This window comes from Oceanicaulis sp., from assembly GCF_051859625.1.
In the GTDB taxonomy this organism is placed as follows: Bacteria; Pseudomonadota; Alphaproteobacteria; order Caulobacterales; family Maricaulaceae; genus Oceanicaulis.
Genome location: NZ_JBHYFH010000001.1, coordinates 1,656,305 through 1,681,200, shown reverse-complemented (window position 1 = coordinate 1,681,200; position 24,896 = coordinate 1,656,305). Strand labels below are relative to the sequence as shown.

Here is a 24,896-nt window from a genome sequence, read left to right as displayed (position 1 = left end):
CTAAAGCGCCGACTCTCAGACGGCCTGCAACGCACGTCCAGCATAGGCTGCAAGCTCTTCCGGAACGCCCCTTGGAAAGGCCTGTTTGAGGCTCTCCAGAAAGGCGGAGACCCGCGCACTGAGCAGTCGCCGGGACGGATACAGCGCCCAGAGCGCAATTTCAGGCGCATCCGCCTCGCCCCACTGAACCAGCGCGCCATCAGCCAGATCATGACTGACCAGAGAGACCGGCAAGCGGCCCACGCCCACACCGGCGCGGACGGCGTCACGCACCATGACAAGGGAAGACAGCCCCATGACAGGCTCTATAGCGAGACTTTCGGGGCCCCCTGAGGTTTTCATTGACCAGGCTGACCCGTCCGCCATTGATCTGACAATGGCCGGAACGGCTGCGCCCTCCTCGGGCCGCCGCAAATCGGGATGGGCCACAATGACGAGGCGATCGCGAAGAAACGCCCGCCCCACCAGGCTCTCATCGGGCGCCGGATTCACCCGAATGACGAGGTCATAGCCTTCCTCGATCATGTCTACCGGCCGGTCTTCAGTCGTCACCTCAAGTCGCACATCCGGATAGGCCTTCACGAAATCCGCCGCAATCTGGCCCAGCGCTGTCTGCGCAAACAGCAGCGGCGCGCTGATCCGCAAGCGCCCTTTTGGCGTCTCGCCGCCCGAGGCGATGGCGGTCGTCGCCTCTTCCATTTCCTGCAGCAGCCGGCTGGTGCGCGCATAAAGCGCCCGTCCCTCTTCGGTCAGCTTGAGCATCCGTCCGCCGCGTTCGAACAGCCGAAGGTCAAGCGCAGCTTCAAGCTCGGCGACCCGGCGCGACAAGGTCGCCTTGGGGCGCCCTGTAGCGCGGGCCGCCCGACCAAATCCCTCGTGGCGGGCGACCAGCGTGAAATCGGACAGTGCGAGCAGGTCCATCAGGGTCAATCCGAAGCTGTTTAGTCGGACGCTGAATGTCTCATGAGTGAGACGAGGCGTCCAGATTGAAAGACTATTGGACAGATTTTGGATCAGTAGATTTCTATTCGTCCCCAGGACGCAACACAAACACAGGAGCTTCCCATGACCATTCTTGTTACAGGCGCCACCGGCACCGTTGGCCAACAAGTCGTCCACAATCTCGTTCAACGCGGCGCGCAGGTACGGGCCTTCGTCCGCGATCCGGAAAAGGCCAACTTCCCGGCCAGCGTCGAGATCGCCAAGGGCGATCTGCTGGACGTGGATTCCATGCGGGCCGCCTTCCAGGGCGCGTCCACCCTCTTCCTTCTGAACGGCGTCGTGCCTGACGAATTCACCCAAGCGCTGGCCGCCCTCGCCATCGCCCGCGAAGTCGGAATTCAGCGGACCGTCTATCTGTCGGTGATCCACAGCGATCTGTACGTGAACGTGCCCCATTTCGCCGGCAAGTACGGGGTGGAGCGGATGATCGAGCAGATGGGCCTGAACGCCACCATCCTGCGCCCCGCCTATTTCATGGACAACGAGATCACGATCCGGGACGCGATCCAGAGCTACGGCGTCTATCCGATGCCGATCGGCGCCAAGGGCCTCGCCATGATCGACGCTCGCGACATTGGCGAGATCGCAGCCCTTGAACTCATCCGGCGCGAAACAGCGGATGCGCCGCTGCCGATGACCCGGATCAACCTGGTCGGTCCCGATACGCTGACCGGGCCTGACGCCGCCGCCATCTGGTCCGACGTGCTGGGCCGAGAGGTCGTCTATCCGGGCGATGACCCCGCCGGGTTCGAGCAAACGCTGCGCCAGTTCATGCCGTCCTGGATGGCGCTCGACATGCGCCTGATGGCCGAAGGCTTCATCAGCGAAGGCATGACGCCTGACGCTGGCGATGTCGAGCGGCTGGGAACCCTGCTGGGCCGCCCCCTGCGCACCTATCGCGACTATGTCGCGCAGATCGCAGGCTGACCTTCATTTCGCGCAGGGGCGCTGCCCCCCAAGGACAAGTATCATGATCTATTCTACCGCCACCGTGCCCGTGAACCCGCAGGGCGAAACACCCTTGAGCCGGGCGCAGGTCTGGGCCGGGCTGGAGTTGAAGGCGCGCGACGCCCGCGAGTTCCTCCCCGCCGGACTGTGCACCCGCTGCGATGTGACAGAGCAAAGTCTTACGCATTTTGTCCGTAAGGCGACCATCGGAGGGACCGATGTTCGGGAGATCATTGCGCTCGAACCCGAGAGAAAGGTCACATTCTTCCAGGCCGCCGGCCCGCGGGAAGGCGTGATCATCAATGAGATCATCGAGGATGATGACGGCCAGCTTCAGCTCAGCTTCTACTGTTATCTCGGACTGCGCGACAGGGCGCCGGGCGCCCCCGAGGAACAGGCCGAACAGGCCCGGTTCGACAGTGAAAACGGCTATAGGGCCGCACTTGACTCGACCCTGAAACGCACCCGGGATCTCGTAGTCGAGGGACGGCTCTGATGGCCATCGCCTGACAGTTTCAGGGGATAGGCCGGGTCTGGGTTGACGCGACATGCCTCGCGCGGCCTTGGCCCGGTCTGACTCGTCACCCAGCCCTAGCGCAGCGGATCGAGGGCGCCGCCGACGCTGGTGTTGACGCGGAACCAGCCCGGAATGGCGTAGCGGGTCGCGTGGGACAGGCGCACCTCGTGCGGGATGGCTTCTGACAGCATCAGCACCAGACCGCCGCCTTCAGGCTGAAGCTCCGCCACGGGCGGAACGTCATCGAGCTGGCTCATATCCGGGCGTCCGTATACGTCCAGCGGCGCGCGCTCCCACACGGCCAGCTGGCCGCCATCTTCACCGGACCAGTCGGAGTTGAGATACGCCACCATGGACACAACGCGCGAGCGTTCGGCCCGTGGTCCCGCGAAGGCGCCCGCGCTGGCGGTGGGCAGGGTGAAAGCGTCCATGTGACGGGCGTAGAACCCGCCGGGCGGATAAACCGCGAAATGCGCCTCGAACTCAAACAGCCCCAGAAACAGGCGGCGGTTCATCGCGACACGCAGGGCGTCCGCCCCGGCCATGAAGCGTTTCTGCGCCTCGCTGGCGCCGTCCAGCCAGGCGATGTGCGTCTTGCGAATGGACAGCGCGCGGGTCTCGTTCTGCGCCCGGCCGACCCGGCCCATATGGGTTTCGCCAGCCTGCTCCAGCGCTTCGGCTTCTGTTCGCAAGGCCGCGACCAGCTCCGGATCAAGCGCACCGGGCGCATGGGCCCAGCCACGCGCCTCAAGATCGGCGATCAGGGACGCCGTCAGATTGTCAGAAAAGAACGGCTGCAGGCAGACATCCATGTCCACAAAAGCGTCTCCGGGCAAAGGGTGCGCGCTTTTGAACCCGGCGCACCGCTTTGGCAAGACAATTCGCGATAGCCCGGCCTCAGCCCAAAATCATCTTGCGCAAAACATCGACGCTGTCGGCGAAGGCCGGCGCCTTGGCCCGCACCGGCGCGCGCGCCGTCACGCCGCCAAACCCGATAAAGCTGTCCGCCGCGCCCTTTTCGAACGCTTCGTAATCGGTCATGCCGTCGCCGATCATGATCGCCAGCGGCTTGCCGGTCAGGGTCTTGAGAGACGCCACGACCGGCGCTTTGCCCCCCGACCGTGACAGCGGATTCTGGCGATCAAACCCGGTTACGTCATCACCGTCAAAGACGAAGCGATTGGCGCGCATTTCGCCCTTGTCAAAGCCCAGATCGATCAAAGCCGGCTCGATCAGGTCCTGAAACCCGCCCGAGACCGCCGCCACGTCATTGCCGCGAGACCGCAAACGCTCGATCAGGTCGGCCATGCCATCGGTCAGCTGACTGCGCAGGATTTCACGCGCCGTCTCGACGGCGTTTCGGGTCAGCCCGGCGATGGCCAGCCGTTCTTCCAAAGAGCGCCGGAAATCGAGCTTGCCGGACATGCCCTGATCGGTCAGCGCCTTCAGGCGCGCGGTCCGCTCGGCCCCATCGGGCGCATGAGACAACGCATGCTCGACCGCAAAGTCGAGGCTCTCGACTTTCAAAAGTGTGGAATCCACATCAAAGACGATTAGCCGACTCATCAGGTCCTCATGCTTGCTGGGCCGTGCATGTACGTCACCTGTGACAGCCTTGGCTATAGGGATTTGCAACTTTGCGGTGGACGAACACCGCGCAATCTCGTCGCATCGGCCCCGGACATGGCCTATGAAGGCCCCATCATGACACAAGAACGCTTTGACATCTTCCTCACCTGCCCTCCAGGGCTAGAAGCCGCCCTCGCCAGCGAGCTGGCGGAAAACGGCTTCGCCAAATGCCGCCCCGGACAAGGCGGCGTCACCATCAAGGGCGGGTGGGGCGATGTCTGGCGCGCCAATCTGCAAATCCGGGGCGCCACCCGGGTTCTGGCGGTGGTGGATCAGTTCAAGACCCAGCATCTCAACCAGCTTGGGCAGCACGCCCGGCAAACGCCCTGGCAAACACTCTTCCACCCCGCAACGCCGGTGAAGGTGGAGGCGACCTGCCGCAAATCGCGCATCTATCATGACGGCGCCGCCGCCGAACGTGTGAGCGACGCCATCGCCCGCACGGCCCTGGCCGAGATCAGCGACGACGCCGAGATCACCGTCCGCGTCCGGATCGATCATGACGACGTCACCCTTAGCCTGGACACGTCCGGGGAGCCGCTGCACAAGCGCGGCTACAAGCAAGCCGTGGCGAAGGCTCCTTTGCGCGAAACCCTCGCCGCGTTGGTGCTGCGTGAAATAGGGTATGACGGGCGCGCGCCGCTGCTCGACCCCATGTGCGGGTCCGGCACCTTCGTCATCGAGGCCGCGCAGCTGGCGGCGGGTCTGGCGCCAGGCCGCGCGCGCAGCTTTGCGTTCGAGCGCCTGGCCAATTTCGACCGCAACGCCTTCATGGCCCTGCGCAACCAAAAGCCCCATGCCCGTTCGCAGGCGATCTGTCTGGGGTTCGACCGCGATCCCGGCGCCATCCGCATGAGCACGGAAAACGCCGAACGCGCCGAGGTCTCAGACCTCACCCGGTTCGCTGAAGGCGCGCTCAAGGATCTGGCTCGCCCCGATGGCGCGCCGGGCTGGGTGGTGACCAACCCGCCCTATGGCGCCCGTATCGGCGACAAATCAGCCGTCTTCAGCGCTTACAAGACGTTTGGCGAGGTGATGCGCGAGCGCTTCAGCGGCTGGCGGGCGGCGTTGATCACCACGGATGACAAGATGGCCAAAGCCACTGGGCTCGCCTTCGACACGATCAGCGCCCCCATTGATCACGGGGGTCTGAAGATCCGGATCTACGTTACAGGCGCGCTGAAATAGCGTTATTGCACCGCGTAAAAGGACCGCGCCAGCGCGCTGGATACGATGGGATGCAACGCCTGCGCCAGGGCTTCATAGCCGCTGATAGAGGACGGTTTCTGGATCAGGCAAGCCACGTTTGAAAACGTGTCCAGCTCCGGATGCTCTGACCGGTCCCCGCTGAAAACGATGACCGGGATGTCTTTGAGAGCGTCATGCGCCAGCATCCACTTGATCAGCGTGGCGCCGGACCCATCCGTCAGTTTGAGATCCACCAGCACGCAGGCGATGTCGGCAGCCGCATTGAGACGGGCTTGCGCCTCCTGAATACGGGTGACGGACACAACCTCACCGCCATACGGCAGGTCAGACAGGTGCCGACGCACAAGAAAGGAATCCTGTGGGTCATCCTCAACAAGCAGGACTCGAGGCGTGAAAGACATCATCATCACCCCTACTTCCTGACCCCAAACGGGTTACAGAGGACAATACCCGTATTGCGTGCATACGGATTTACCCATGTCAACAATTGATTAATATGTGTAAATTGGATTCAGTTGACGGGCTCACTCAAACGCAACACCTGCTGCGCTGTCGTCATTGAACTTGAGCCCATTGCAAGCTACACACTCATCGCGTCCGCACCCATAGCTCAGCTGGATAGAGCGCTGCCCTCCGAAGGCAGAGGTCTCAGGTTCGAATCCTGATGGGTGCGCCATCTTTTGTGCGGGGCCGGATCACGCCGGAGCACAAGAATCCGGTCAATCGCCTTTTGATCGCGGGCTATCGGCCTTTCATCGGTCTTGCGATCCGCCGTCCTGTTGCCGTGCTGCTCGCGGCCGGCCTGGTGCTCGCCAGTGCCGCCGTGCCGTTGTCCCGCATGGGAAGAGAGTTCATGCCGGATCTCGATGAAGGTGACATCCTCTACATGCCGAGTGCTTTCCCCGGCGTGTCGGCGGGCAAAGTCACCGAATTGCTGCAGCAGACCAACCGCCTGATCATGACCGTGCCGGAGGTCCTGACAGTGCACGGAAAGGCGGGGCGAGCCGAGACCGCCACAGACCCGGCTCCGTTGACCATGATTGAGACCACCATCCAGCTGCGACCGCGCGAAGAGTGGAGGCCGGGCATCACAATTGACGACATTCGAGCCGAACTGGATGCCGCTGTGGATGTGCCCAGCCTCACCAATGCCTGGATCATGCCGATCCGCGGTCGAATCGACATGCTGGCGACAGGAATCAAGACGCCTGTCGGTATCAAGATTGCCGGCCCGGACCTGGATGTGATTGCCGAGATTGGCGAGGAGGTGGAAGCCATTATCCGGACACTGGACGGAACCGCATCGGTTTATGCCGAACGGGTTACCGGAGGCCGGTTCGTTGATATCGACGTCAATCGGCTGGAAGCCGCCCGGTTCGGGCTGAATGTCGCCGACGTCCATGATGTCGTTCGGACTGCGATCGGTGGCATGACTGTTGGCGAGAGTGTCGAGGGCCGGGAGCGTTATCCCATCAATCTTCGCTACCCGCGTGACTATCGTAATTCTGTGGACTCGATCCGGGATCTGCCGGTGGTCACGCCGACCGGTGCCGAGATTCCGCTGGGGCGGGTTGCTGATATCTCGATCGCCGATGGCCCTGGTGTGATCCGCAGCGAAAATGCCCGTACCAATGGCTGGGTTTATGTCGATATCAATGGGGTCGATATCGGGAGCTATGTTGAGGAAGCCCAGCAGGCTTTGGCCGAGTATATGGAATTGCCGCCGGGATATTCGATCAGTTGGTCCGGTCAGTTCGAATACATGGAGCGGGCACAGGCAAAGCTGGCGGTGGTCGTTCCGGTGACCCTGGTCATCATCTTGCTGCTGCTCTTCCTGAATTTCCGGAGGCTGACCCCGGTCCTGATGATCATGGGGACGCTGCCGCTGGCTTTGGTCGGCGGGGTCTGGCTGCTCGACATGCTCGGGTATAATCTCTCCGTCGCTGTCGGTGTGGGTTTCATTGCCCTGGCAGGCGTTGCTGTCGAGATCGGGGTGTTGATGATCGTCTATCTGGAGCAAGCGCTCACCCGCCATCAGTCTCTTGCAGATGAAGACGGCCGGCCGCTGAACAGATCGGATATTGACGAGGCGGTGATCGAGGGGGCCCTGTTGCGGGTGCGCCCGATCATGATGACTGTCATTGCTACGATTGCCGGCCTATTGCCGATCATGTTCGGTGATGGAACCGGGTCTGAAGTGATGCGACGGATCGCGGCACCCATGGTCGGCGGTATGACCAGCGCCACCATCCTGACCCTTCTGGTTATTCCAGCGGCGTTCCTGATCTGGAAACGTGTGGGGCTGGCCGGGCCGACACAATCCGCCGCAGTGGCAGGAGGCGTGCAGTGAATGTGAAAGACGTCTCCCGTGCGACCGGCCTGCCCTCGAAAACCTTGCGGTATTACGAGGAGGTGGGCCTGGTCGCGCCGGCGCGGGCGGACAATGGATACCGCGTCTACTCAGAAACAGATGTTCACAAGCTCGCTTTTGTCGGTCGGGCGCGAAGTCTGGGCTTTTCGCTCGACGACTGTCGCGCTCTGCTGTCGCTGTACGAAGACCGATCGAGGGCGAGTGCCGATGTGAAGGCTTTGGCGATGGATCATGTTGCACAGGTTGATCGGAAATTGGCCGAGATGACGATGATCAAGTCAGAGCTGCAACGTCTCGTTCTGGCGTGTCATGGCGATGACCGGCCAGACTGTCCGATCATGAACGGGCTGGCCGGCGATTAATCAGAAACGTGCCGCTTGACCTTCCAGCCACTGGAAGCCTCACAACCGGGAAATCCAAAGGAGGACTGCCCGATGAGTTGTCAGCATTGCACATCAGATAAGGCCGACGAACATATGCATCACCAGCCCGTCGCGACCGATCCGGTCTGCGGCATGGAGGTGCGGCTGGGTGCCGGCAAGCCCAGCTACGAGCACGCGGGAGACGCATACCATTTCTGCTCGCAGCGCTGTCATGATCGTTTCGCTGAGGATCCCGAGCATTTTTTAAGCGGAGCCCATCGTGACGCGTATGAAGACATGCCGGCAGGTACGACATACACCTGTCCAATGGATCCCGAGATCATTCGCGACGAGCCGGGTGATTGCCCGATCTGCGGCATGGCGCTCGAGCCGATGGGGGTGCCAACCGGTCAAGAGGGGCCCAATCCTGAGTTAATCGACTTCACACGTCGCTTCTGGTTCGGTGCCGCCCTGACCCTTCCGGTCCTGGTTCTGGCGATGGGGCCGATGCTTGGTCTCGGCTTCCTGCGCGAAGCCTTGGGTGAGACCCGCGCGGCTTGGGCTGAGCTGGTTCTGGCAACACCTGTCGTCCTGTGGTCGGGTTGGCCTTTTTTCGAGCGTGGCGTGAAGTCAGTCATTAACCGTCATCTCAACATGTTCACCCTGATCGCGATGGGAACCGGTGCGGCCTATCTTTTCAGTGTGGTGGCGGTGTTGGCGCCTGGACTATTTCCGGACGCCTTCCGCCACGCGAACGGTCATGTGGGCGTCTATTTTGAAGCGGCGGCGGTGATTATCGTTCTGGTGCTGCTCGGGCAGTTGATGGAGTTGCGGGCCCGGGAACAGACCGGTTCGGCGATCCGGGCCCTTCTGGATCTGGCGCCCAAGACGGCATTGCGGGTCAATGTGGATGGGGACGACGAGGAAGTGCCTCTCGAGCATATCCGTGAGGGCGACCATTTGCGTGTCCGTCCGGGCGAAAAAATTCCGGCCGATGGTGTTGTGGTCGACGGCCGGTCCTCGGTCGATGAATCGATGATTTCCGGTGAGCCCGTCCCGGTCGAGAAGGTCAAGGGCGAGGCGGTCACCGGGGCGACGGTCAACGGCAATGGGAGTCTTGTGATTGCGGCTCGCCGGGTCGGCAAAGACACGGTGTTGAGCCAGATCGTGGAAATGGTTGCCAATGCCCAGCGCAGCCGAGCGCCCATCCAAAAGTTCGCTGACTTGGCGTCGGGTCGTTTTGTGCCGGCCGTGATCGTCGTCGCGGCGATCGCGTTCATTTCCTGGTCGGTCTGGGGGCCTGAACCGGCTTCGGCCTATGGTCTTATCGCGGCCGTTTCCGTCTTGATCATTGCCTGTCCCTGCGCCCTGGGCTTGGCCACGCCGATGTCCGTGATGACCGCAACGGGGCGAGGCGCCCAGGCCGGAGTTCTGATCAAGAATGCTGAGGCATTGGAACGATTCGCCAAGGTCGATACCCTGATTGTCGACAAGACCGGTACGCTGACCATGGGGCGCCCCGAACTCGCGGCCGTGATCGCGTTCGCGGGTTATCTGGAGGATGACGTCCTGCAAATGGCCGCAAGCCTCGAGCGCGGGTCCGAGCATCCACTCGCGGAGGCCATAGTACAAGGCGCCAAGAGTCGCGGGACGACGATGGAAGTCGCCGACCAGTTCGAGGCCATCACGGGCAAGGGCGTGACAGGCCGGGTCTCCGGAAAGGCTATTGCTCTTGGCAATGCTGCGCTCATGGATGCCGCGGGCATTTCGGTCAGCGAGACCGCAACCGCCGACGCCAATGCTCGCCGGGACGAAGGTGAGACCGTGATGTTTGTTGCGATTGAAGGCCAACTGGCCGGCATGGTCTGCGTGGTTGATCCGATCAAACCGAGCGCGGCCCAGGCGCTTGAAGATCTTCAAAAGCTGGGATTCCGGCTGGTGATGGCAACCGGCGACAATGAGCGCACGGCCAGATCGGTTGCGGCCAGGCTCGGGCTGAACGATGTGCGGGCTGATGTATTGCCGCGCGACAAGGCCCGGATCGTGGAAGAGCTCCAGGCGGACGGGTGCAGGGTCGCCATGGCCGGCGATGGCGTCAATGACGCGCCCGCTCTTGCGCAGGCCGATGTTGGCATTGCCATGGGGACTGGCGCTGATGTGGCGATTGAGAGCGCCGGCCTGACCCTTGTGAAAGGCGATCTGACCGGCATTGTCAGGGCCCGCAAGCTTGCCCTCGCGACTATGCGCAATATCCGCGAGAACCTGTTTTTTGCCCTGGTCTACAATGCTGCTGGCGTCCCGGTGGCGGCTGGCATTCTCTACCCGGTCTTCGGCATCATGTTGTCACCGATGATAGCGGCTGCGGCGATGAGCCTGTCTTCCGTCTCGGTCATCACGAACTCCCTGCGCTTGAGGTCGGTCCGCTTGGGCTGAGGGAAAACTCGTGGACGTGCGTATCTCCATCAAACCAAGGTGGAGATACGCGTGTCCGGATTTCGAATAGGCATGATGGCGGTGTGTGCCATCGTTGCAGCGGTCAGCTTTTCCGCAGGGGGGTGGAGCCATCCGCCTGCGGAACACGATCCGCCCGCTGCCGGACAAGTTGAGCCAGCGACCACGTCACGAGATGCTGAGCCAAGCGTGCGACCCGCGTCCGAACCGGCTGCGATGCAGATGGATGGGTCTGGTCATGTGCATGATGGCGAAGAAGCTCTTCATATCGATGAGCTTGATCACGCTGACGTGTTGTCCACGACGGCGGCCGGGCACGCCCATTGGGGTGAACGGGGCGCTTCGACGCCTTTCGAGCGGGCCATGTCGCGACTCGGGGCTTTCCACTCGGTTGCCGTACATTTCCCGATTGGCCTGATCCTCGCCGCTGCCCTCGCACAGGCACTCACATTGGCTGGGCGTTTGCCCGCTGGAGCGGAAACGGTCCGCTTTCTCGTTTGGACAGGCGCGGCGGCAGGAGCGCTCGCTGCCCTGCTGGGTTGGGCTCATTCGGGGCCAATGGCAGCCGGCGAGACGGGGGTGATGTTAGCGCACCGGGTCATCGGCACCGGCCTTTTGGTCGGCTTGGCCGGGCTTGCACTGCTGGGGGAATGGGCGCGCAAGACTGACAGTCAGACGCCGGCGCTTCTCTTCTCGCTGACGCTGTTCGCACTTGCCGCAGCCCTCATGCTCAACGGCTTTCTTGGCGGGGCGCTCGCCCATGGCGGCTTGCGCCACCTGTTCGGTGGCTGACACGAATTCGAGACCCGCAAAGGAGATTGATGATGCATCGTACTTTGGCTTTGACGATGGTTTTGGCTACGAGCCTTTCGACAGCCGCCCTCGCGAACGAGGTGGACGAGATCGAACAGGTTCTGGAAAACTATTCCGGCGCCCTGTCGGACGAGGATGTCGTGGCGGCCGAACGCTGGGTGATGGCGGACGGAGAAGACTTCACCATTTTCGAGGGAAGTGGCAGTGATATCGGTTGGGCCGTATATCGCGACCACCATCTCGTGCCCGAATTTGCCGCCGAGCACGTGACATTCCATGTGTACGACTGGTCAGGGTATTCTGTCCAAGTTGATCAGGAAATGGCATTTGCGACCTTCGACATCCGGATGGAGTATGAAGTCCGGGGCGAGGCCCGTGAACGGGATGCCCACGGCACCGCTATTCTGGTCCGCACCGGAGATGGGTGGAAGCTTGCCCATCTACACACATCCTGACGGAGGGCTTTGATGTCCGATGAACACATGAATGATGTCCTGGAGCGGATCGCTGCCGATCATACAAGTCTGGACCTCGAGCGCTTCCAGAAGAATGTTTGGGACGGTCTTGAAGCGCCGGCTCGTCGTGTGCCGGACATTTCGGGGCTGTCAACTGGCCTGGCGATCCGTGCCGCACCTGCCGTTCTGGCGCTACTGGTCGGTAGCGTCGTCGGGGTTGACCTGGCTCCGTCTGGCGAACCCGACTTGCTCGCTGTATTTGGCGCCCGTGCCGAATTGCCTTTGACAACCCTAATGGGCGAGGGGACTGAGCTGTGATCTGGCGCGCAGGCGTTACAGCGGCAATCTTGGGGCTTCTGGGCGGTCTGGCAGGCGTGTGGCTGGGCGCGCAGCTTGGCAATCGTCCCGATACCGTGACGGTCAGCCTTCACGCCGTGATTCACGACCAGCTCCATTTGACCCGCGATCAGGAAGCGGAAATCGAGGCCTTGGAAGCGGATTTTGCTCGCGAAAAATCTGCCTTCGACCAACGGCTGGCGGAAGCCCGGCACGCGATCGGCACGTCCTTGATGGAAAGTCGGGAAATGTCACCGGAAGTCGTCGAAGCTGCAGAGGCCCTTCATGATGTGATGGGCGAATTGCAGCTGTCCACGCTCAATCACATCCTCGCCATGCGCGCCGTGATGGACGTCGAGCAGCGCGAAATATTCGATGCGCGCCTGGCGGCGGCCCTTGATGCCGAACGCTGACGCCCCCGGTCTGACGCCCAGCGACGAACAATTGGCTTGCCGGGCGCGGGCGGGCGATCGAATGGCCTTCAATCGCCTGATGCAACGCCACGCGCCCCGGCTGGTGAATTTCCTCGAACGGCAGCTCGGCAGTCGGTCCGATGCCGACGATGTTGCGCAGAACACTTTTATCGCCATCCACCGAAACCTTCACCGCTTCGACGAGACCCGCGCCTTCGTAACCTGGATGTTTGTGATCGCCCGGAACAAGGCGAAGGACCATCATCGCCGCCGCGCGGTGCGCAACTGGATAGGCCTGGAAGAACCTTCGGTGCCCGCGCCAGTCGATCCGACCACACCTGAACGGATCGTTTCTGACCGGGATGAGCTGGCGCGCGTGAATACTGCCATCCAAGCCATGCCCGAGGGTTTGCGGACACCGCTCTTGCTTTCCGTAATCGACGGGATGAGCCACGCTGAAATCGGATCGGTCATGGGCTTGTCTGAAAAGGCTGCGGAAGTGCGTGTCTACCGGGCGCGCTGGCGGTTGCGGGACAGCTTTCCGCCTGAGGGATAACCCGATGGGCTGCGTACGGGACGTTCTGATTGCTCGCAGATCGCCCCGGAGGCCCCCATGACCGTGCTGCTTCGCTGGACCCTTCGCATTCACAAGTGGCTCGCCCTGGTGGTCGGAATTCAGATCGTACTATGGATTGCCGGCGGCGTTGTGATGAGCGCCTTGCCGCTGGACCGGGTTCGCGGGGAACACAACATCGCGGAGTTCACGGCACCGGCGCTCGATGTGTCAGGGGTCCTGCCAGTGCAGGCCGCACTCTCTGACCTCGCGATCGGAGGGGCGCTTGAAGCTATCGATCTGCGCGTATGGCAGGGCCGTGTCGTTTACTGTGTCACCGAACTGAGCGGGGCGAGCGTACTCGTGGACGCCGAGACAGGGGAACGCCTCACACCGATTTCCCGTGAAATGGCGATTGAGATAGCCAGCGCCGATCATGCTGATCGACCGGAAATCGCTGCCGTTCGATTCTTCGATGAACCGAGCTGGGAATACCGTCGCTCCGGGTCGGCCTGGCGGATCGATTTCGCGGATGGCGAGGGCACGCGCATCTATGTGTCTCCGGAGACAGGGATGGTGACTGCGCGCAGGAATGATACCTGGCGCGTCTTCGACTTCTTCTGGATGCTCCACATCATGGACTATGAGGAGCGGGAAAACTTCAACAATCCCCTGCTGATCACAGCGTCGGTGTTTGCATTGGTTACGGTGCTCGCCGGCTTGCTTTTGCTCGTCTTGCGTTTGCAGCGCTTGGTCCGAATGGAATTGGCAAAGCGCCGTTAAGCAGATCGTCGGCTTGAGGGATGCGCGCGTCCTCCGCGTATTCTGGCAAGGGCCGATGGAGGGACTGACATCGCAGGTTTGATAACGATCGGGACGGCATTCGCGGGTCGCGACAATCGGCTCACGCCGATCCGTCTGGTGTTGGCGGCTGCCGTGCTTGCTGAACATGCAATTATCGTTACGCAGGGGCCCACGTTGCCGCCCCCATTGGTCATCAATGGCTGGTCGCTCAGTTATGCGGCGGTAAATGCTTTTTTCGTCCTGAGCGGTTTTCTGATCGCCGACAGTCTCGAGCGTCGATCCAATCCATTCCAGTTCGCCGCGGCGCGCATGCTTCGGATCTGGCCAGCGTTGCTCGCTCTTTCGCTTCTGGCCGTCCTGGCCATTGGTCCAGTTGTAACAGACCTGAGCGCCGCATCTTATTTCGGCTCATTGCAGACGTTGAGCTTTCCCGTCCAAGTACTTGGCTTTCTTGATACGAGCCAGGGCCCCGCAGGCATCTTCTCGGACAATCCTTGGGCGGGCGAGTTCTCGGCGACTCTCTGGACCTTGCGCTATGAGGTGCTGGCCTATGCTGGTGCTGCGCTGATTTTCTTCTCTCCGCTGCCTTGGGGGCGGGGCGCTAAACTTTTCCTTTTTGTCGGAGTGACCGCCGCTTATTTGGTCGTCCGGTCCTTCTGGTCCGATGCGCCGGCCATGATCGAGAGCGGCCTGCGTCTGGCGTCGGCGTTCACTCTGGGCATGCTGGTTCATGTTTGGCGTGAAAAGATTCCGGTTCTTCCTTGGCCGACCCTAATTGTATTGCCGGTCTGGATTGCGTTGGGCAGTCATCCCTTGGCAGAGGTATTTCTCAACCTCACACTGGCGTCCATATTGTTTGCGGTCGCCTTTGCAGGGCTGGGGCGCTGGCCGACCGGCGCCCGCCTGCCCGACTGGTCCTATGGTATTTATATCTGGCATTATCCGGTCATGCAGGTGGTGCTGTACTGGTATCCAGCGGCGGACCCGCTGGAGGTCGCCATTTATTCAATTCCCGTTACGCTTTTGATTTCCGCCGCGTCCTGGTCCTGGATCGAGAAGCCCAGCTTGGCGGGCAAGGCTGGATTGGGCCGCTGGTTGGAGCTGGCTTTCAAGGGGATGCGGCCATCCCCCTGAGGCCGGCATGGTCAGTGGTGTGATAATTCGGCGTCAGCGATCTGGAACCCGTCCGCAGTATTCACGACGGTAATCATCAGGTGTGCACCTGGCCGGAAGAGATCGAAATCCACGGTCTCAGCTACAGAGAAGCGCATCGTCATGGCCGACATGCCCAGCTCGGTAAGAGCTTCATGACTGACGACAGCAGTGCGCCCATCAGCGTCGGCTGTCCGCACCTCCGCCGCGACCGTCGAGCTGGCCTCGGTATGCCCGTGATGGTTTCCATCGTGGCTAGGCTGATCATGGTGGTCGACTGTCGTGAAGATCAGGGCAGACGCGGCAATAAGTGTGATCATGGGGTCTCATTTCTGGGTTGATGAAGGGACTTCAGCATTACGCGCAAACTGGCGTCACCCCTCACGCAAGCAAGCCGCCAGCACGTTGGCCAGCGCCGACTTTACCCCGAGCGTAAGCCCAGCAAAACAAGATATCACCGGCCTATGAGGAAGCGCGCCGCATCACATGGGCAATCTGGCAGCTGCGGGTTTAAGGTGCATTTTGAAATAGTCCGCATCTAGTTGGTTTGGAATTTGCGGGATGCTCGAGTTCTTCCCGTAGCGCCGGGGAAGATGCGCTGTTGGTTGAACGTGTGAAACGCAAGGTGTCCCGGGCAATGACATCCATGTCTACATGAATTGACCCGACAGTGGGGAGATCGCGTTGCCAAATCGGCGCCCGCGCTTCAGCCGGCGTCTTCTTGTCAGGCGACAACTATGGGGCGTCGGTTCGCTCAACTTTCCTGTTGTCACCGCGCCGTTGCCAATTGGAACTTATTGTTTTTCTTGCATTATTGGAATTCTGTGGTATGGTCATCACAACTCTTATTCAGAAAATATGGAGGTCGCCGTTGCGGCTCTTTTGTCTCCGCCTGCCGTCGGAAGAAACGGCTATTGCGTCGCTCAGTGAGTGGGTTGGCCACGCGGGCTCGCCCAGACGCATTCCGGAATGGGTCGGTGGAAAGCGGCAGGCCCTGGATCAGCATTTCCCGTGCTTCTTCGGGCAACCTGGCAGTATCTCCCGCCGCATGGTCCGCTGCGAGCGCTTTCCAGACGATGCCGAGAGTGTTCGCATCACTCAGTCCGAGCCGTACATGCAATCGACGGAGCGGGCAGTCCTAGCCATCGCGGCGATTGAGGGCGATTGTCGTAGTTTTAATTTTGACGGTCACCTGGATGTCACTAGTGCAGAGGGATCTATCTTATTTCTCGCTGGTGAGGTGTACCGCGCCAGGAGCTATGATGCTGATCCGGTGTTCTGGCCTTGTATCGTTCAGTCGCCGGCGGACATTGGTCGAGCGACGCCATGGTTTCCCTTGATCCTGCGCCCATTCGAGCTTTCCGAGTGGTTTCGTCCTACCTACGGTCACACTGACTTGATCCGTGATCTCCCAACTGGTTCGCTACGCGTGAAGCATACGAGCTATACTGCGGAGCGACCGAGGTCGGCTTTTGAAGTGAAGCCAGCTCGCGAGGCATGGGAATCCTTTGGATAGCCTAGCCTAAGCATAGCAGGGTTTCAGCTCTCTCGGGCCCCGGCTGAAGTGGGGCGGGCTTTACGTAGTCGGCCCCACCTAAGCCGACACCTGTTCAATCTGGGTAAAATTTGGCGGGCGCGATCTACCAGCTGTGCGCGAGGCTCGTGGCGCATCGAGCTGGTGGCCGCCCTAGAAGGCTTATTGATTTGCAGGGTTGAGCGTCTATCGAAGGTTTCTGAGCCATTTCGTTGGAGTTTTTAGAACGCCAAGTGGTCTTCCCGTCAGGCGAGGTGCCTGCCCTCCAAAACGCACTAGTAGATGAGTCTCTCAATAGGATTAGATCAGGCGTCGAGAGCTTTGATCAGAAAGAGTGGATGATCAGCTTGATCAGCGACCCAGTCGCCGAGTGCGATCAAATTTAACTGTCGCATCGCGATCACTTCATCGAGCTCGTTTGCTCCCGGCACGTTCTTGTTGAGCTCTGGCGGGCCGTTGTCCGCCCAAGTAATTGAGATAACTTGCTGAGTGTCGCCGAGACCGCTCACGCCCCGTGCGATATGGTCGTGCTCGGAATATTGCGCGAAAAACTCGGCCACTGCTGAGCGTGTCCCCTCTACTTTCAGTGTCGAAGGCGAGTTGATAATAGCAGCGTATAATACGCTCGCCGCTGTTGCTTGGCCCAGCTGCTCACTTTCGCGCGGCGGAAAGCCAAGTGACGAAGCCCAAGCGCGGACCGCGAGAGCCGCGACGGACCTTGTCCTCATTTTTCCACGCGTGCCATCGCTCGGACCTAGGTGCCCTCGGTGTCGCCAGTTCCGTTGACCGTCCATTGCCAAGCTCGTCATTTCCGCAACTCGCTTAGGTCCGTGTAATGTCTCTTCAATTTCGAACTTCATTGCAGCTCTTGTCCTTGCCCAGCCGCGAGCATTAACCATAGACTAAAAAAATTTGTCAACTTCCTTAAATTGACATTGACAATTTTTACTCGTCATCGCAAATTATGGTCATGACCGATAAAGCCACATTCGCGCCGCGGGGAAGCCGCGCTTCAAAATTTCGCCAGCTCGGACTCTATCAAGGCGCGGAGCCCACGAGAACTTGGAAGCCCGGAAAGGTTTGGGTCGCACGCGACGGGATTTTCGCCAAAACTCCCAAATGCCTGAATTCATACGCGCCGTTTGAAAGCCACCTCGAAAGCTTAGGCCACCTCCTTCTTTCGGTAGACCCTCGCATTCAATACTATGTCTGCCAGCCGAATCCGCTCCTCTATTGGATGGAAAGCAATAATAGCGGGCGAGTTAGGCGTGAATACACACCTGATTTCATCGCTTTGAATAAAGACGAACGCCTTTTTGCTATTGACACGAAGGCAAGCTACTTCGCTGAAGCGGACCAATGGGTGTCGCGAGTAGCCGCTATTCGCCAAGCATATCGTTTTGATCACGGCGTTGAATTGCTCGTCTGGACGGAGCGCGACCTTTACGCAGAGCCCAGGCTGTCAAACGCGCGGACGATGTACCGCCACCGGCATGCACCGCAGGATCCGTCGAGTGAATACACGGTGCGACGTACGCTTGAAGCACACGGCGGCGTCTCAAGCATCGGCCAACTCTGCGAAGAAGCATCAATCGAAGCGCGTTGTCAGATGGCCGAGGCCTTTGGCTCGGTAATGCGCTTGGGCCTTGCCGGCGAGGTCGTACTCGCTTCAGGCGCAAAGTATGGGCGCAACACTGAAGTGCGGTTCAATGAGGCCGCTGAATGACCAGTTCTCACCTCAAATCAGTCGAGGTTCCACATGGCAATCTCTATCCCCGGCTGAGACTTGTTGTCGGCGATAGTGTTTGGATTAACGGTGAGGAGCACTTTGTCCAAAAGCGCCAACGCGACAAGTGGATACTTATTCACCTCGAGACACAAGAATTGCTGATCGAAACCGATCTTCGGTTGGTCGACCTCTATGGCTCTGGGAAACTTAAATACCGATCCCGATCATCTATGTGCCCACCCCTTTCTCCGATGGCACCGCACCTGGAAGACCCACACGCGCGAGCCGCCGCGGCGCTCAAACATGACTACGTGAAATATGTGATGCAGCATCCGACCGGATTTCGAACAAGCCGGAAGTGGCTCAAGGATCGGATCGCCGAGAAAGCCCTTGAACGCGGTGAGGAAACCTCGCCCTCGCCTACCTCGGTGCTCAACTGGAAGCGCTTGCACGACGCCCATTTCCAAGAAATCGGCCTCGCCGCTTACGCTCCGCGTCATGACCTGAAGGGAAAAAGGGGCTCAAGGCTCCCCGAAGCGAAAAAGGTCGCGCTTGATCGCGCTGTCGACCGGTACCTTCAGGGCGGTTCGATAAAAGATGCTCACCTCGAGGCACTGAGCTACATCTCTGACGTCAACCGCTCGGCGGAAGGCAAGAAATATAGCGAGTCCGCTCCGCTCAAACACCTCGACGAGAAAGGACTTCTGACGCCGCCGAGCCTGTCGACGCTTGAGCGCGAGATTCGCAGGAAGGTGTCGCCTTTCGTGAAACAGGCGGGACGTATCGGCACATACTATGCGCGTAAGAATTGCCAGAGCTACCAGACGCGTGGGTTGCCTGATCGCCCTTACGGCGAGGTTGAGGTCGATTTTACGCCTGTGGATCTCATTCTCGTCGACGACAACCGCGTCATTCTCGGACGTCCTTACCTTATCGCGTTTCTGGACCGCGCCACCCGCATGGTTGTCGGGTTTTCGATCTCGTTCGACGTCCCGGGCTACGCTTCCGTTCTAGACGGTCTGCGCAATGCAATCTTTCAGAAGCGCATTGACCATATCGATGGCCTCAATGACGAAGACTGGCCTTGTATGGGCCGGATTGAGAATCTCTACATCGACAACGGAAGAGAGTTTGCCAACGGTCACCTCTTGGCCGCTGCTGCGGACCTGGGCTTCAATCTCATTCGCCTTCCCCCGCGTGAACCCTAGCACAAGGGCCTTGTCGAACGCTTCATGCGCGAAGTGGCGCGCTTTAGCCACCGCTTCCCCGGCACGACCCACTCTAACGCGGTTCAGCACCGCGATTACGAGGAGCCGGAGGCGCCTGTTTTGACGCTGTCAGAGTTTCGTGATCTCGCGACCAAATGGATCGTCACGGACTACAATCGGCGGCCGAACCGGGGACTCGGCAGGGCGCCGGGGGTTCCAAGGGCACCGATCGACGCGTGGCGAGACAAGCTGGACCTTCTCGACAGCCCGAGCCTTCCCAGCGAGGAGCTCTTCATCGCGCTCGCTGGGCAGACCGCCGAGCGTACGGTCCAGAAGTACGGCGTTGAATGGGATCATATCAGGTACTGGTCGCCTGACCTGGATCGCATTCTCGCCCATCCCGATCACAGAGGTCAGTCGTCCAAGGCTTGTTCAGCCAAGTACCACGTCCGCCGCGATCCCTACGATGTCTCTAAGGTGTACCTCTACAACCATCACGCCAAAGAGGTCATCGAGCTTCCGGTCGTCGACAAGTGGCGGAAGTACACCAAGGGGCTCTCTGTTTTCCAGCACCGGCTTTGCCGCGAGCACGAGCTGATGCGGGAGGAACACCGCAGCGACCCGGAAGCGCTCTGGAAGGCTAGGGCGGCCCTGATAAATGCAGGGATGGGTGCCCTCCGGTCGGGCCGCCGCAAGCAACTCGAACGCAAGCTCACCCGCTATCTCTACGGCAACCGTGCCCATCCGGGCGTAAGCGAGCTCGTATTCGAGGATCAGTGTGGAGGCGAAGCAGATCTCATACCCCTGACCGCAGTCCACGAAGAGCCTGTGCTTGTGACCTCGGATCCGACCACCGGTTTGGAAACGCCTTCTACCGGCGAAACCCAAATTTCCAAGATCGAAATCAACTCGGCTGCCGGGAGCGACGACATGGACGAGATCCTCATGCTCGCCGCGCAAGTCAATTCAGGGAGTAGAAGTGATGCGTGACTTCAAGGAACGGCTGCCGGCGGATCGTCAGAGGCAGATGACAAACATCTTCGTTGACCATGCCAACCATCAGCAAGCAACGAAGGCCATTAGGCGATTCTTCAAACCCGTCGAAGGTGGAGTGCCGGGTCGGGGCAATATCTGTGCGCTGATCGGCGAAAGCCGGACCGGTAAGACTTACGGCGCATCTGAAGTTCTGGCGGAATACAAGCCGGAGATCGGAGCAGATGGGATTAAGCGCAGCGTTTTGCTGGTCGATTCTCCCATCGAGGGCGGAGCTCGCGCAGTGCTGGACAGCATCGCCAGCGGACTTGGCATGCAGGTCTCGCTGCGGATGACTAACTCCAACTTAATCCTGGCGATCCTGCGGGAACTCCAACGGTCGGAAGTTCAGTTTGTCATCTTTGATGAGGCTCAGGAGCTCTTCCCTGAGAAGAACAGGAAGGTGCTTAGTTTTTCGCGCAAACTGCTGCGCAAGATGCTCAACCTCAATCAGTTCAACATCCTTTGCATCGGACTGCCGGAGACTTATTCGATCATCGCAGAGGATTCTCAGCTCATCGGGCGCGGCGGCCTGCCTTACAAGCGGCTGCGTCCCTACGACTGGACGGACCCCGTAGACTGCCAGCATTTTCGGGTCCTTTGTCACAAGTTCGACGAGGAAATGCCGTTCGAGCTCTCTGATTTTGCCTCAATGGATTTTTCGAGCCGACTCTTCAAAGCGACAAAAGGATGTATCGGCATCCTCAAGGTCTACATGATCGCCGCGGGCGAAATCGCGCTCGAAGCCGGTTCGGATAGGCTGGAACTCTGCCATTTCGCGGAGGCATACGACGATCGCAAGCGCCCCAATGAGGTTTTCAATCCATTCCGCAACGACCCGTCGCTCTCATGACCGCGGCAATGGAAGGAAATAAGATGGTCAGTGCCCATCAAGACGTAGTGGATATCGCTAGGCTTCCCATGTCGAACTGGCCGGGTGAGGTCTATCCGCACGAGCCCGTTTACGGATTTTTGCAGCGGGCAGCGACCGCCAACTACGCGTTCAGTACCGAGGCCTTTCTGCTCTCGCTAGGCCTGAACGGACTAGACTGGGATTTCGACGAGCAGTTGGAGGTTGTGAACCAACTCCCCATCTACGGTAGCGACGAACTCGCCTGGAACACGCCCAGGCGCACGACTCAAGGCTATGAAATCTGCGGTCATCTGCTCCCCAGTCGGACGTTCTCGAAGGGTCGACGCCGGGTCTGCCCGCTCTGCCTGGAGGAAGAGCGCTATATCCGGATTTGGTTCGACATCGTGCCGGTGGCCGCATGCCCCATCCATGACGTGAGGCTGATCGAGGGACTCGACGGCGACCCGATTGATTGGCGGTACCCGGAGGCCGGCTGGACCCAGCGGGGTGTAATGATTGGCCAAGACCACGCCATACCCTACCCCGCCACCGCGTTGGATCGTCACGTCTTCAACAAGGTAACGGGGGTGGAGACGGCAGAGCCTTCTCACTTTGCTGGACAGTCCTTGCATTCCGTTCTCCGGGCTGCGGTCGTCCTGACCAAGCTCCACCGAGGGATAGAATCGCCTTCGCACACACCATGTGAGCTCCGAAATTTGGCGCAGTTCAGTTTTCCGTCACTGCTTGCGGGCCGAGACGCAATCGTGAAATTTCTCGCGGAGGCTAAGTGGCTGCAGCCTGATTCCGATCAGACTCGCTATCACTCGCGCTGCCACTACGCCCCGCAGCTCACTCGCACCATTCCAACGGAAGGCTTGCGTACGCTGGTCAGCGATTGCTTTGGCGAAGTTCGGGTTCGTAGTGGTCTTGCTACTCCCTCCGGCAGGCTGTCTCAACATGACGGCGCGGACGGGGCCTGGACTTTGGAATCAGTCGCTACTGACTTGAAGCTCGAAAGCAAATATCTGCGCAAGATTTTGGAGGCGGCGGCGGTTCCGACTCAGCGATGCGCTCACACACGGGCTTATCGCCTCAGTAGTGACAACATCGATGCTGTCAGGCGCTATATTGCCACCGCTTTATCTTTGGAGCACGTCGCGGCGGAGCTGGGCTGCACAATTGATGAGGTCGACGAGCTGGTCAGCAGGGGGACCCTCAAAATGGACTTCCGGTGTGATGGGCAGCGCTATTTCCAGGAAGACGCGATCAAAGCCTTTATCGCCCGGGCGCACCAGGGGCGGCGCGAGGGCTTCGACCCCAAGGGAATGCCTCTCGCGTCGTTTGCCGCTAAAGTCGGCATCTCGCTCCCCGCAGCCTATTCACAGCTCATTCGGAATAATACCATTGGCCTGATCGATTATGATCAAGATGCGCCGTTCTTCCATGGTGCGAGGGTCGCCTATTTCCAAAAGACACGCCTTCGGCCCGGTGCCCAGATCAAGAACGCAATCACGTTCGCGAAAGCAAAGGCACGTCTCGGAACGGAAACTGACGGTTTGGCCCAGCTGGTTGAGCTTTCTTACCTGAAGATTGTCGAGGATGAATCTGGCCGATCACGGATTTGCGAGGCGTCTCTCGATGCATTCGAGGACGCCTACGCCAGGGCGGCTGATTATGCCCCGTTGTTGAGATGCTCTGCGCGGAGCGCGCTCAAGTTGCTCAGAAAAAAAGGCGTGGAGCCGATCAACGAGTATGGGAAACGTGTAGTTTGTTTCGTCTCTCGGGAACAGGTTCACAGTCTTGTGGGCATTAGGCTAGAGAGTCGCACCGGCTTCCAAGCCCTTGAGGTACTGCGCGATGAACTTACCGAGAAGTTCGCATCGGCATCGGTGCCTGGAACAGCTCGCGTGATTACTGATCCTGCGATTGTAGTGGAGGCGACATCGCGGAATTGGTCATTCAAAGTTACCCGCAAGCCGACACTTGATCGCTATGACCTTGTGGCATTGTTCAGGTCTGTCAATGAGGGCGGCCGTTTGCGGAAGATCCTCGCTGCTGCTGTTGAGCCTGAGAAGATCTGGCCTGGAGCCGAAGTGCGGCGGGAACCTGGTGGCGGCTTCGTACTCGTTGATGGTGTTGGATTCGGTGTTTCGCCGGAGTCTGAAACCTCTCATCTCGTCGACCGAATTGTGGGTCGTGCGCACGAACTTCACCGCTACCTCTAATCGATACAGCCAAATCGTCTAAGGGCCGCCCCCAACTGGGGCGGCGCTTTTTTGCCCGATGAGAGGAAGATCCAACTTGTTCTGCTGAATGAGACGTTTTGTCCAAACTGATTTGACGTTTGGTCTAGCCAAATTGGACGCACGCTTCGGCTAAGATATTGAATGTACTTGCGCAACGTCCAACGACTTGTGACGTCCAACATCTTTTCCAGGACATTCTCGCTAAAGCTGCGGACGGGCATTCGCCCTTGCGAACCCTTTTGGTTCGCATTTTGTCCCTCAGGGCGCGCCAGTTCCCCAATGACGCCGCTCGCCCGCTCAGTCGACCCTGGAAATCGCCGGGATCAGAGGCCTCGGGCGTCATTTTGGTGGTCGAGAAACCATGCATAGGCGTCCTTGAGACCAGCCTCCAACGAGATGGAGGGCGACCAGCCCAGACTGCGAAGCTTGTCGGCGCTCATCAACTTGCGCGGCGTGCCGTCCGGTTTGGACAGGTCGTGCGTCAACGCCCCCTCGAACCCCACCACGTCCATGACCATTTTCGCCAGGTCCCGGATCGGAAGATCCTCGCCCGATCCCACATTGACGTGTTCGGCGCCGGAATAGACCTTCATCAAATGCACCAGGGCGTCAGCGCAATCGTCCGCATGCAGAAATTCGCGGCGCGGTTCGCCCGTACCCCAGATCTCAATGCTGTCGGCGCCCGCCTGTTTGGCGTCATGCGCCTTGCGAATAAGGGCTGGAATGACGTGGGAGGCCTTGAGGTCGTAATTGTCGCCCGGCCCGTAAAGATTGGTCGGCATGGCTGAGATGAAGTCCGCGCCATGCTGTTTTCGATAGGCCTGACACAACTTGATCCCAGCGATCTTGGCGATCGCATACCATTCGTTTGTCGGCTCAAGCGCACCGGTCAGCAGCGCGCTTTCGGTGATCGGCTGCTCAGCGAATTTGGGATAAATGCAGGACGAGCCCAGAAACAGGAGTTTCTCGACGCCAACCGCATGCGCGGCGTGAATGCAGTTCGCTGCGATCATCAGATTGTCGTAGAGAAAGTCGGCTGGATAGGTGTCGTTGGCCAGGATGCCGCCGACTTTCGCGGCCGGCACGAAAACGGCGTCCGGTTGCGCACGCTCCAGCCAGCGCCGCGTCGCAGCCGGATCAATCAAATCCACCTCCTGGCGGGTCACCGTCAGGAGTTCAGCGGGCTGCTCGCGCTCGAGCCGGCGCAGCAAGGCGGAGCCCACCATGCCGCGATGGCCCGCGACCCAGATACGTTTGTTGGCGAGTTGATAGGTCATGA

The 24,896-nt window shown here is 60.0% G+C and carries 24 protein-coding genes, 1 tRNA gene and 1 pseudogene; 19 read left to right on the top strand and 7 right to left on the bottom strand.

The window, feature by feature from the left end:
- Positions 1-15: 15 nt before the first annotated feature.
- Positions 16-921 carry a LysR family transcriptional regulator gene (locus tag ACTIGF_RS08045; RefSeq protein ID WP_439636356.1) on the bottom strand — a complete coding sequence of 302 codons (906 nt, stop codon included), beginning with the start codon at positions 919-921 and terminating at the stop codon, positions 16-18.
- A 144-nt stretch (positions 922-1,065) separates the two neighbouring features.
- Between ACTIGF_RS08045 and ACTIGF_RS08040 the strand changes: the two genes are divergently transcribed.
- Together ACTIGF_RS08040 and ACTIGF_RS08035 are read left to right on the top strand one after the other, a co-directional pair.
- Positions 1,066-1,929, top strand: coding sequence for an SDR family oxidoreductase (locus ACTIGF_RS08040; RefSeq protein ID WP_439636355.1), 864 nt, complete (start codon positions 1,066-1,068; stop codon positions 1,927-1,929).
- A gap of 43 nt (positions 1,930-1,972) precedes the next feature.
- Complete coding sequence (locus tag ACTIGF_RS08035; protein WP_439636354.1) at positions 1,973-2,446, top strand: AtaL-like protein; 474 nt, start codon at positions 1,973-1,975, stop codon at positions 2,444-2,446.
- Positions 2,447-2,541: 95 nt separating this feature from the next.
- On the opposite strand, the gene ACTIGF_RS08030 is transcribed toward ACTIGF_RS08035, so the two are convergent.
- Both ACTIGF_RS08030 and ACTIGF_RS08025 read right to left on the bottom strand, forming a co-directional pair.
- Entirely contained in the window at positions 2,542-3,279 is a 738-nt protein-coding gene (locus tag ACTIGF_RS08030) for a 2OG-Fe(II) oxygenase (RefSeq protein WP_439636658.1), read from the bottom strand.
- A gap of 85 nt (positions 3,280-3,364) precedes the next feature.
- Complete coding sequence (locus tag ACTIGF_RS08025) at positions 3,365-4,033, bottom strand: HAD-IB family phosphatase (RefSeq protein WP_439636353.1); 669 nt, start codon at positions 4,031-4,033, stop codon at positions 3,365-3,367.
- Positions 4,034-4,171: 138 nt separating this feature from the next.
- Here ACTIGF_RS08025 and ACTIGF_RS08020 point away from each other — a divergent pair, with 138 nt between their 5' ends.
- The gene (locus ACTIGF_RS08020) at positions 4,172-5,284 is read left to right on the top strand and encodes a THUMP domain-containing class I SAM-dependent RNA methyltransferase (protein ID WP_439636352.1); all 1,113 of its coding nucleotides are present in this window, start codon (positions 4,172-4,174) and stop codon (positions 5,282-5,284) included.
- Between the two features lie 2 nt (positions 5,285-5,286).
- On the opposite strand, the gene ACTIGF_RS08015 is transcribed toward ACTIGF_RS08020, so the two are convergent.
- The gene (locus tag ACTIGF_RS08015; RefSeq protein WP_439636351.1) at positions 5,287-5,712 is read right to left on the bottom strand and encodes a response regulator; all 426 of its coding nucleotides are present in this window, start codon (positions 5,710-5,712) and stop codon (positions 5,287-5,289) included.
- Positions 5,713-5,904: 192 nt separating this feature from the next.
- Between ACTIGF_RS08015 and ACTIGF_RS08010 the strand changes: the two genes are divergently transcribed.
- The 11 genes and pseudogenes from ACTIGF_RS08010 to ACTIGF_RS07960 all read left to right on the top strand — a co-directional run bounded on the left by ACTIGF_RS08010 (position 5,905) and on the right by ACTIGF_RS07960 (position 14,997).
- Positions 5,905-5,981 (top strand) — tRNA-Arg (locus ACTIGF_RS08010).
- Positions 5,958-7,655 (top strand): annotated as a pseudogene (locus ACTIGF_RS08005) (efflux RND transporter permease subunit); the annotation flags it as partial. The gene ACTIGF_RS08010 and the pseudogene ACTIGF_RS08005, both read left to right, overlap by 24 nt.
- Entirely contained in the window at positions 7,652-8,038 is a 387-nt protein-coding gene (gene cueR / locus ACTIGF_RS08000; protein ID WP_075189177.1) for a Cu(I)-responsive transcriptional regulator, read from the top strand. The pseudogene ACTIGF_RS08005 and the gene cueR, both read left to right, overlap by 4 nt.
- 114 nt (positions 8,039-8,152) lie before the next feature.
- Positions 8,153-10,471 carry a heavy metal translocating P-type ATPase gene (locus ACTIGF_RS07995; RefSeq protein WP_075189176.1) on the top strand — a complete coding sequence of 773 codons (2,319 nt, stop codon included), beginning with the start codon at positions 8,153-8,155 and terminating at the stop codon, positions 10,469-10,471.
- 51 nt (positions 10,472-10,522) lie between these two features.
- Positions 10,523-11,281, top strand: a complete 759-nt coding sequence (locus ACTIGF_RS07990; RefSeq protein ID WP_439636350.1) for a DUF2231 domain-containing protein — start codon at positions 10,523-10,525, stop codon at positions 11,279-11,281.
- A 29-nt stretch (positions 11,282-11,310) separates the two neighbouring features.
- Positions 11,311-11,757, top strand: a complete 447-nt coding sequence (locus ACTIGF_RS07985; protein ID WP_083634986.1) for a nuclear transport factor 2 family protein — start codon at positions 11,311-11,313, stop codon at positions 11,755-11,757.
- Between the two features lie 12 nt (positions 11,758-11,769).
- Positions 11,770-12,075 carry a hypothetical protein gene (locus ACTIGF_RS07980; protein WP_075189173.1) on the top strand — a complete coding sequence of 102 codons (306 nt, stop codon included), beginning with the start codon at positions 11,770-11,772 and terminating at the stop codon, positions 12,073-12,075.
- 29 nt (positions 12,076-12,104) lie between these two features.
- Positions 12,105-12,506 (top strand): periplasmic heavy metal sensor, encoded by a 402-nt coding sequence (locus ACTIGF_RS07975; RefSeq protein WP_439636349.1) that lies wholly within the window; start codon positions 12,105-12,107, stop codon positions 12,504-12,506.
- Entirely contained in the window at positions 12,493-13,062 is a 570-nt protein-coding gene (locus ACTIGF_RS07970; protein WP_439636348.1) for an RNA polymerase sigma factor, read from the top strand. Before ACTIGF_RS07975 ends, ACTIGF_RS07970 begins: the two co-directional genes overlap by 14 nt.
- A 57-nt stretch (positions 13,063-13,119) precedes the next feature.
- Positions 13,120-13,842: a PepSY domain-containing protein gene (locus ACTIGF_RS07965; RefSeq protein ID WP_121211483.1), complete on the top strand. Its 723-nt coding sequence runs from the start codon at positions 13,120-13,122 to the stop codon at positions 13,840-13,842.
- A 138-nt stretch (positions 13,843-13,980) separates the two neighbouring features.
- The gene (locus tag ACTIGF_RS07960) at positions 13,981-14,997 is read left to right on the top strand and encodes an acyltransferase family protein (protein WP_267896459.1); all 1,017 of its coding nucleotides are present in this window, start codon (positions 13,981-13,983) and stop codon (positions 14,995-14,997) included.
- Positions 14,998-15,008: 11 nt separating this feature from the next.
- Here ACTIGF_RS07960 and ACTIGF_RS07955 read toward each other — a convergent pair whose 3' ends face one another.
- Positions 15,009-15,335: a copper-binding protein gene (locus ACTIGF_RS07955; RefSeq protein ID WP_121211487.1), complete on the bottom strand. Its 327-nt coding sequence runs from the start codon at positions 15,333-15,335 to the stop codon at positions 15,009-15,011.
- 1,519 nt (positions 15,336-16,854) lie between these two features.
- Entirely contained in the window at positions 16,855-17,109 is a 255-nt protein-coding gene (locus ACTIGF_RS07950) for a hypothetical protein (RefSeq protein ID WP_047158062.1), read from the bottom strand.
- A gap of 410 nt (positions 17,110-17,519) precedes the next feature.
- Here ACTIGF_RS07950 and ACTIGF_RS07945 point away from each other — a divergent pair, with 410 nt between their 5' ends.
- Genes ACTIGF_RS07945 through ACTIGF_RS07925 form a run of 5 tightly spaced genes read left to right on the top strand, consistent with a single transcriptional unit; the run spans position 17,520 to position 23,596 of the window.
- On the top strand, positions 17,520-18,275 hold the full coding sequence (locus ACTIGF_RS07945; protein WP_147422681.1) for a hypothetical protein: 756 nt from the start codon (positions 17,520-17,522) through the stop codon (positions 18,273-18,275).
- Entirely contained in the window at positions 18,272-19,486 is a 1,215-nt protein-coding gene (locus ACTIGF_RS07940; RefSeq protein WP_439636347.1) for an integrase catalytic domain-containing protein, read from the top strand. The genes ACTIGF_RS07945 and ACTIGF_RS07940 overlap by 4 nt, the downstream gene beginning before the upstream one ends.
- Before the next feature lie 24 nt (positions 19,487-19,510).
- Positions 19,511-20,476: a Mu transposase C-terminal domain-containing protein gene (locus ACTIGF_RS07935; protein ID WP_439636346.1), complete on the top strand. Its 966-nt coding sequence runs from the start codon at positions 19,511-19,513 to the stop codon at positions 20,474-20,476.
- Positions 20,469-21,371, top strand: coding sequence for an ATP-binding protein (locus ACTIGF_RS07930; RefSeq protein WP_121211494.1), 903 nt, complete (start codon positions 20,469-20,471; stop codon positions 21,369-21,371). Before ACTIGF_RS07935 ends, ACTIGF_RS07930 begins: the two co-directional genes overlap by 8 nt.
- Positions 21,368-23,596: a TniQ family protein gene (locus ACTIGF_RS07925; RefSeq protein ID WP_121211496.1), complete on the top strand. Its 2,229-nt coding sequence runs from the start codon at positions 21,368-21,370 to the stop codon at positions 23,594-23,596. The genes ACTIGF_RS07930 and ACTIGF_RS07925 overlap by 4 nt, the downstream gene beginning before the upstream one ends.
- A gap of 344 nt (positions 23,597-23,940) precedes the next feature.
- Here the strand turns inward: ACTIGF_RS07925 and fcl are convergent, their stop codons facing one another.
- Positions 23,941-24,894 carry a GDP-L-fucose synthase gene (fcl, locus tag ACTIGF_RS07920; RefSeq protein WP_439636345.1) on the bottom strand — a complete coding sequence of 318 codons (954 nt, stop codon included), beginning with the start codon at positions 24,892-24,894 and terminating at the stop codon, positions 23,941-23,943.
- Between the last annotated feature and the right edge of the window lie 2 nt (positions 24,895-24,896).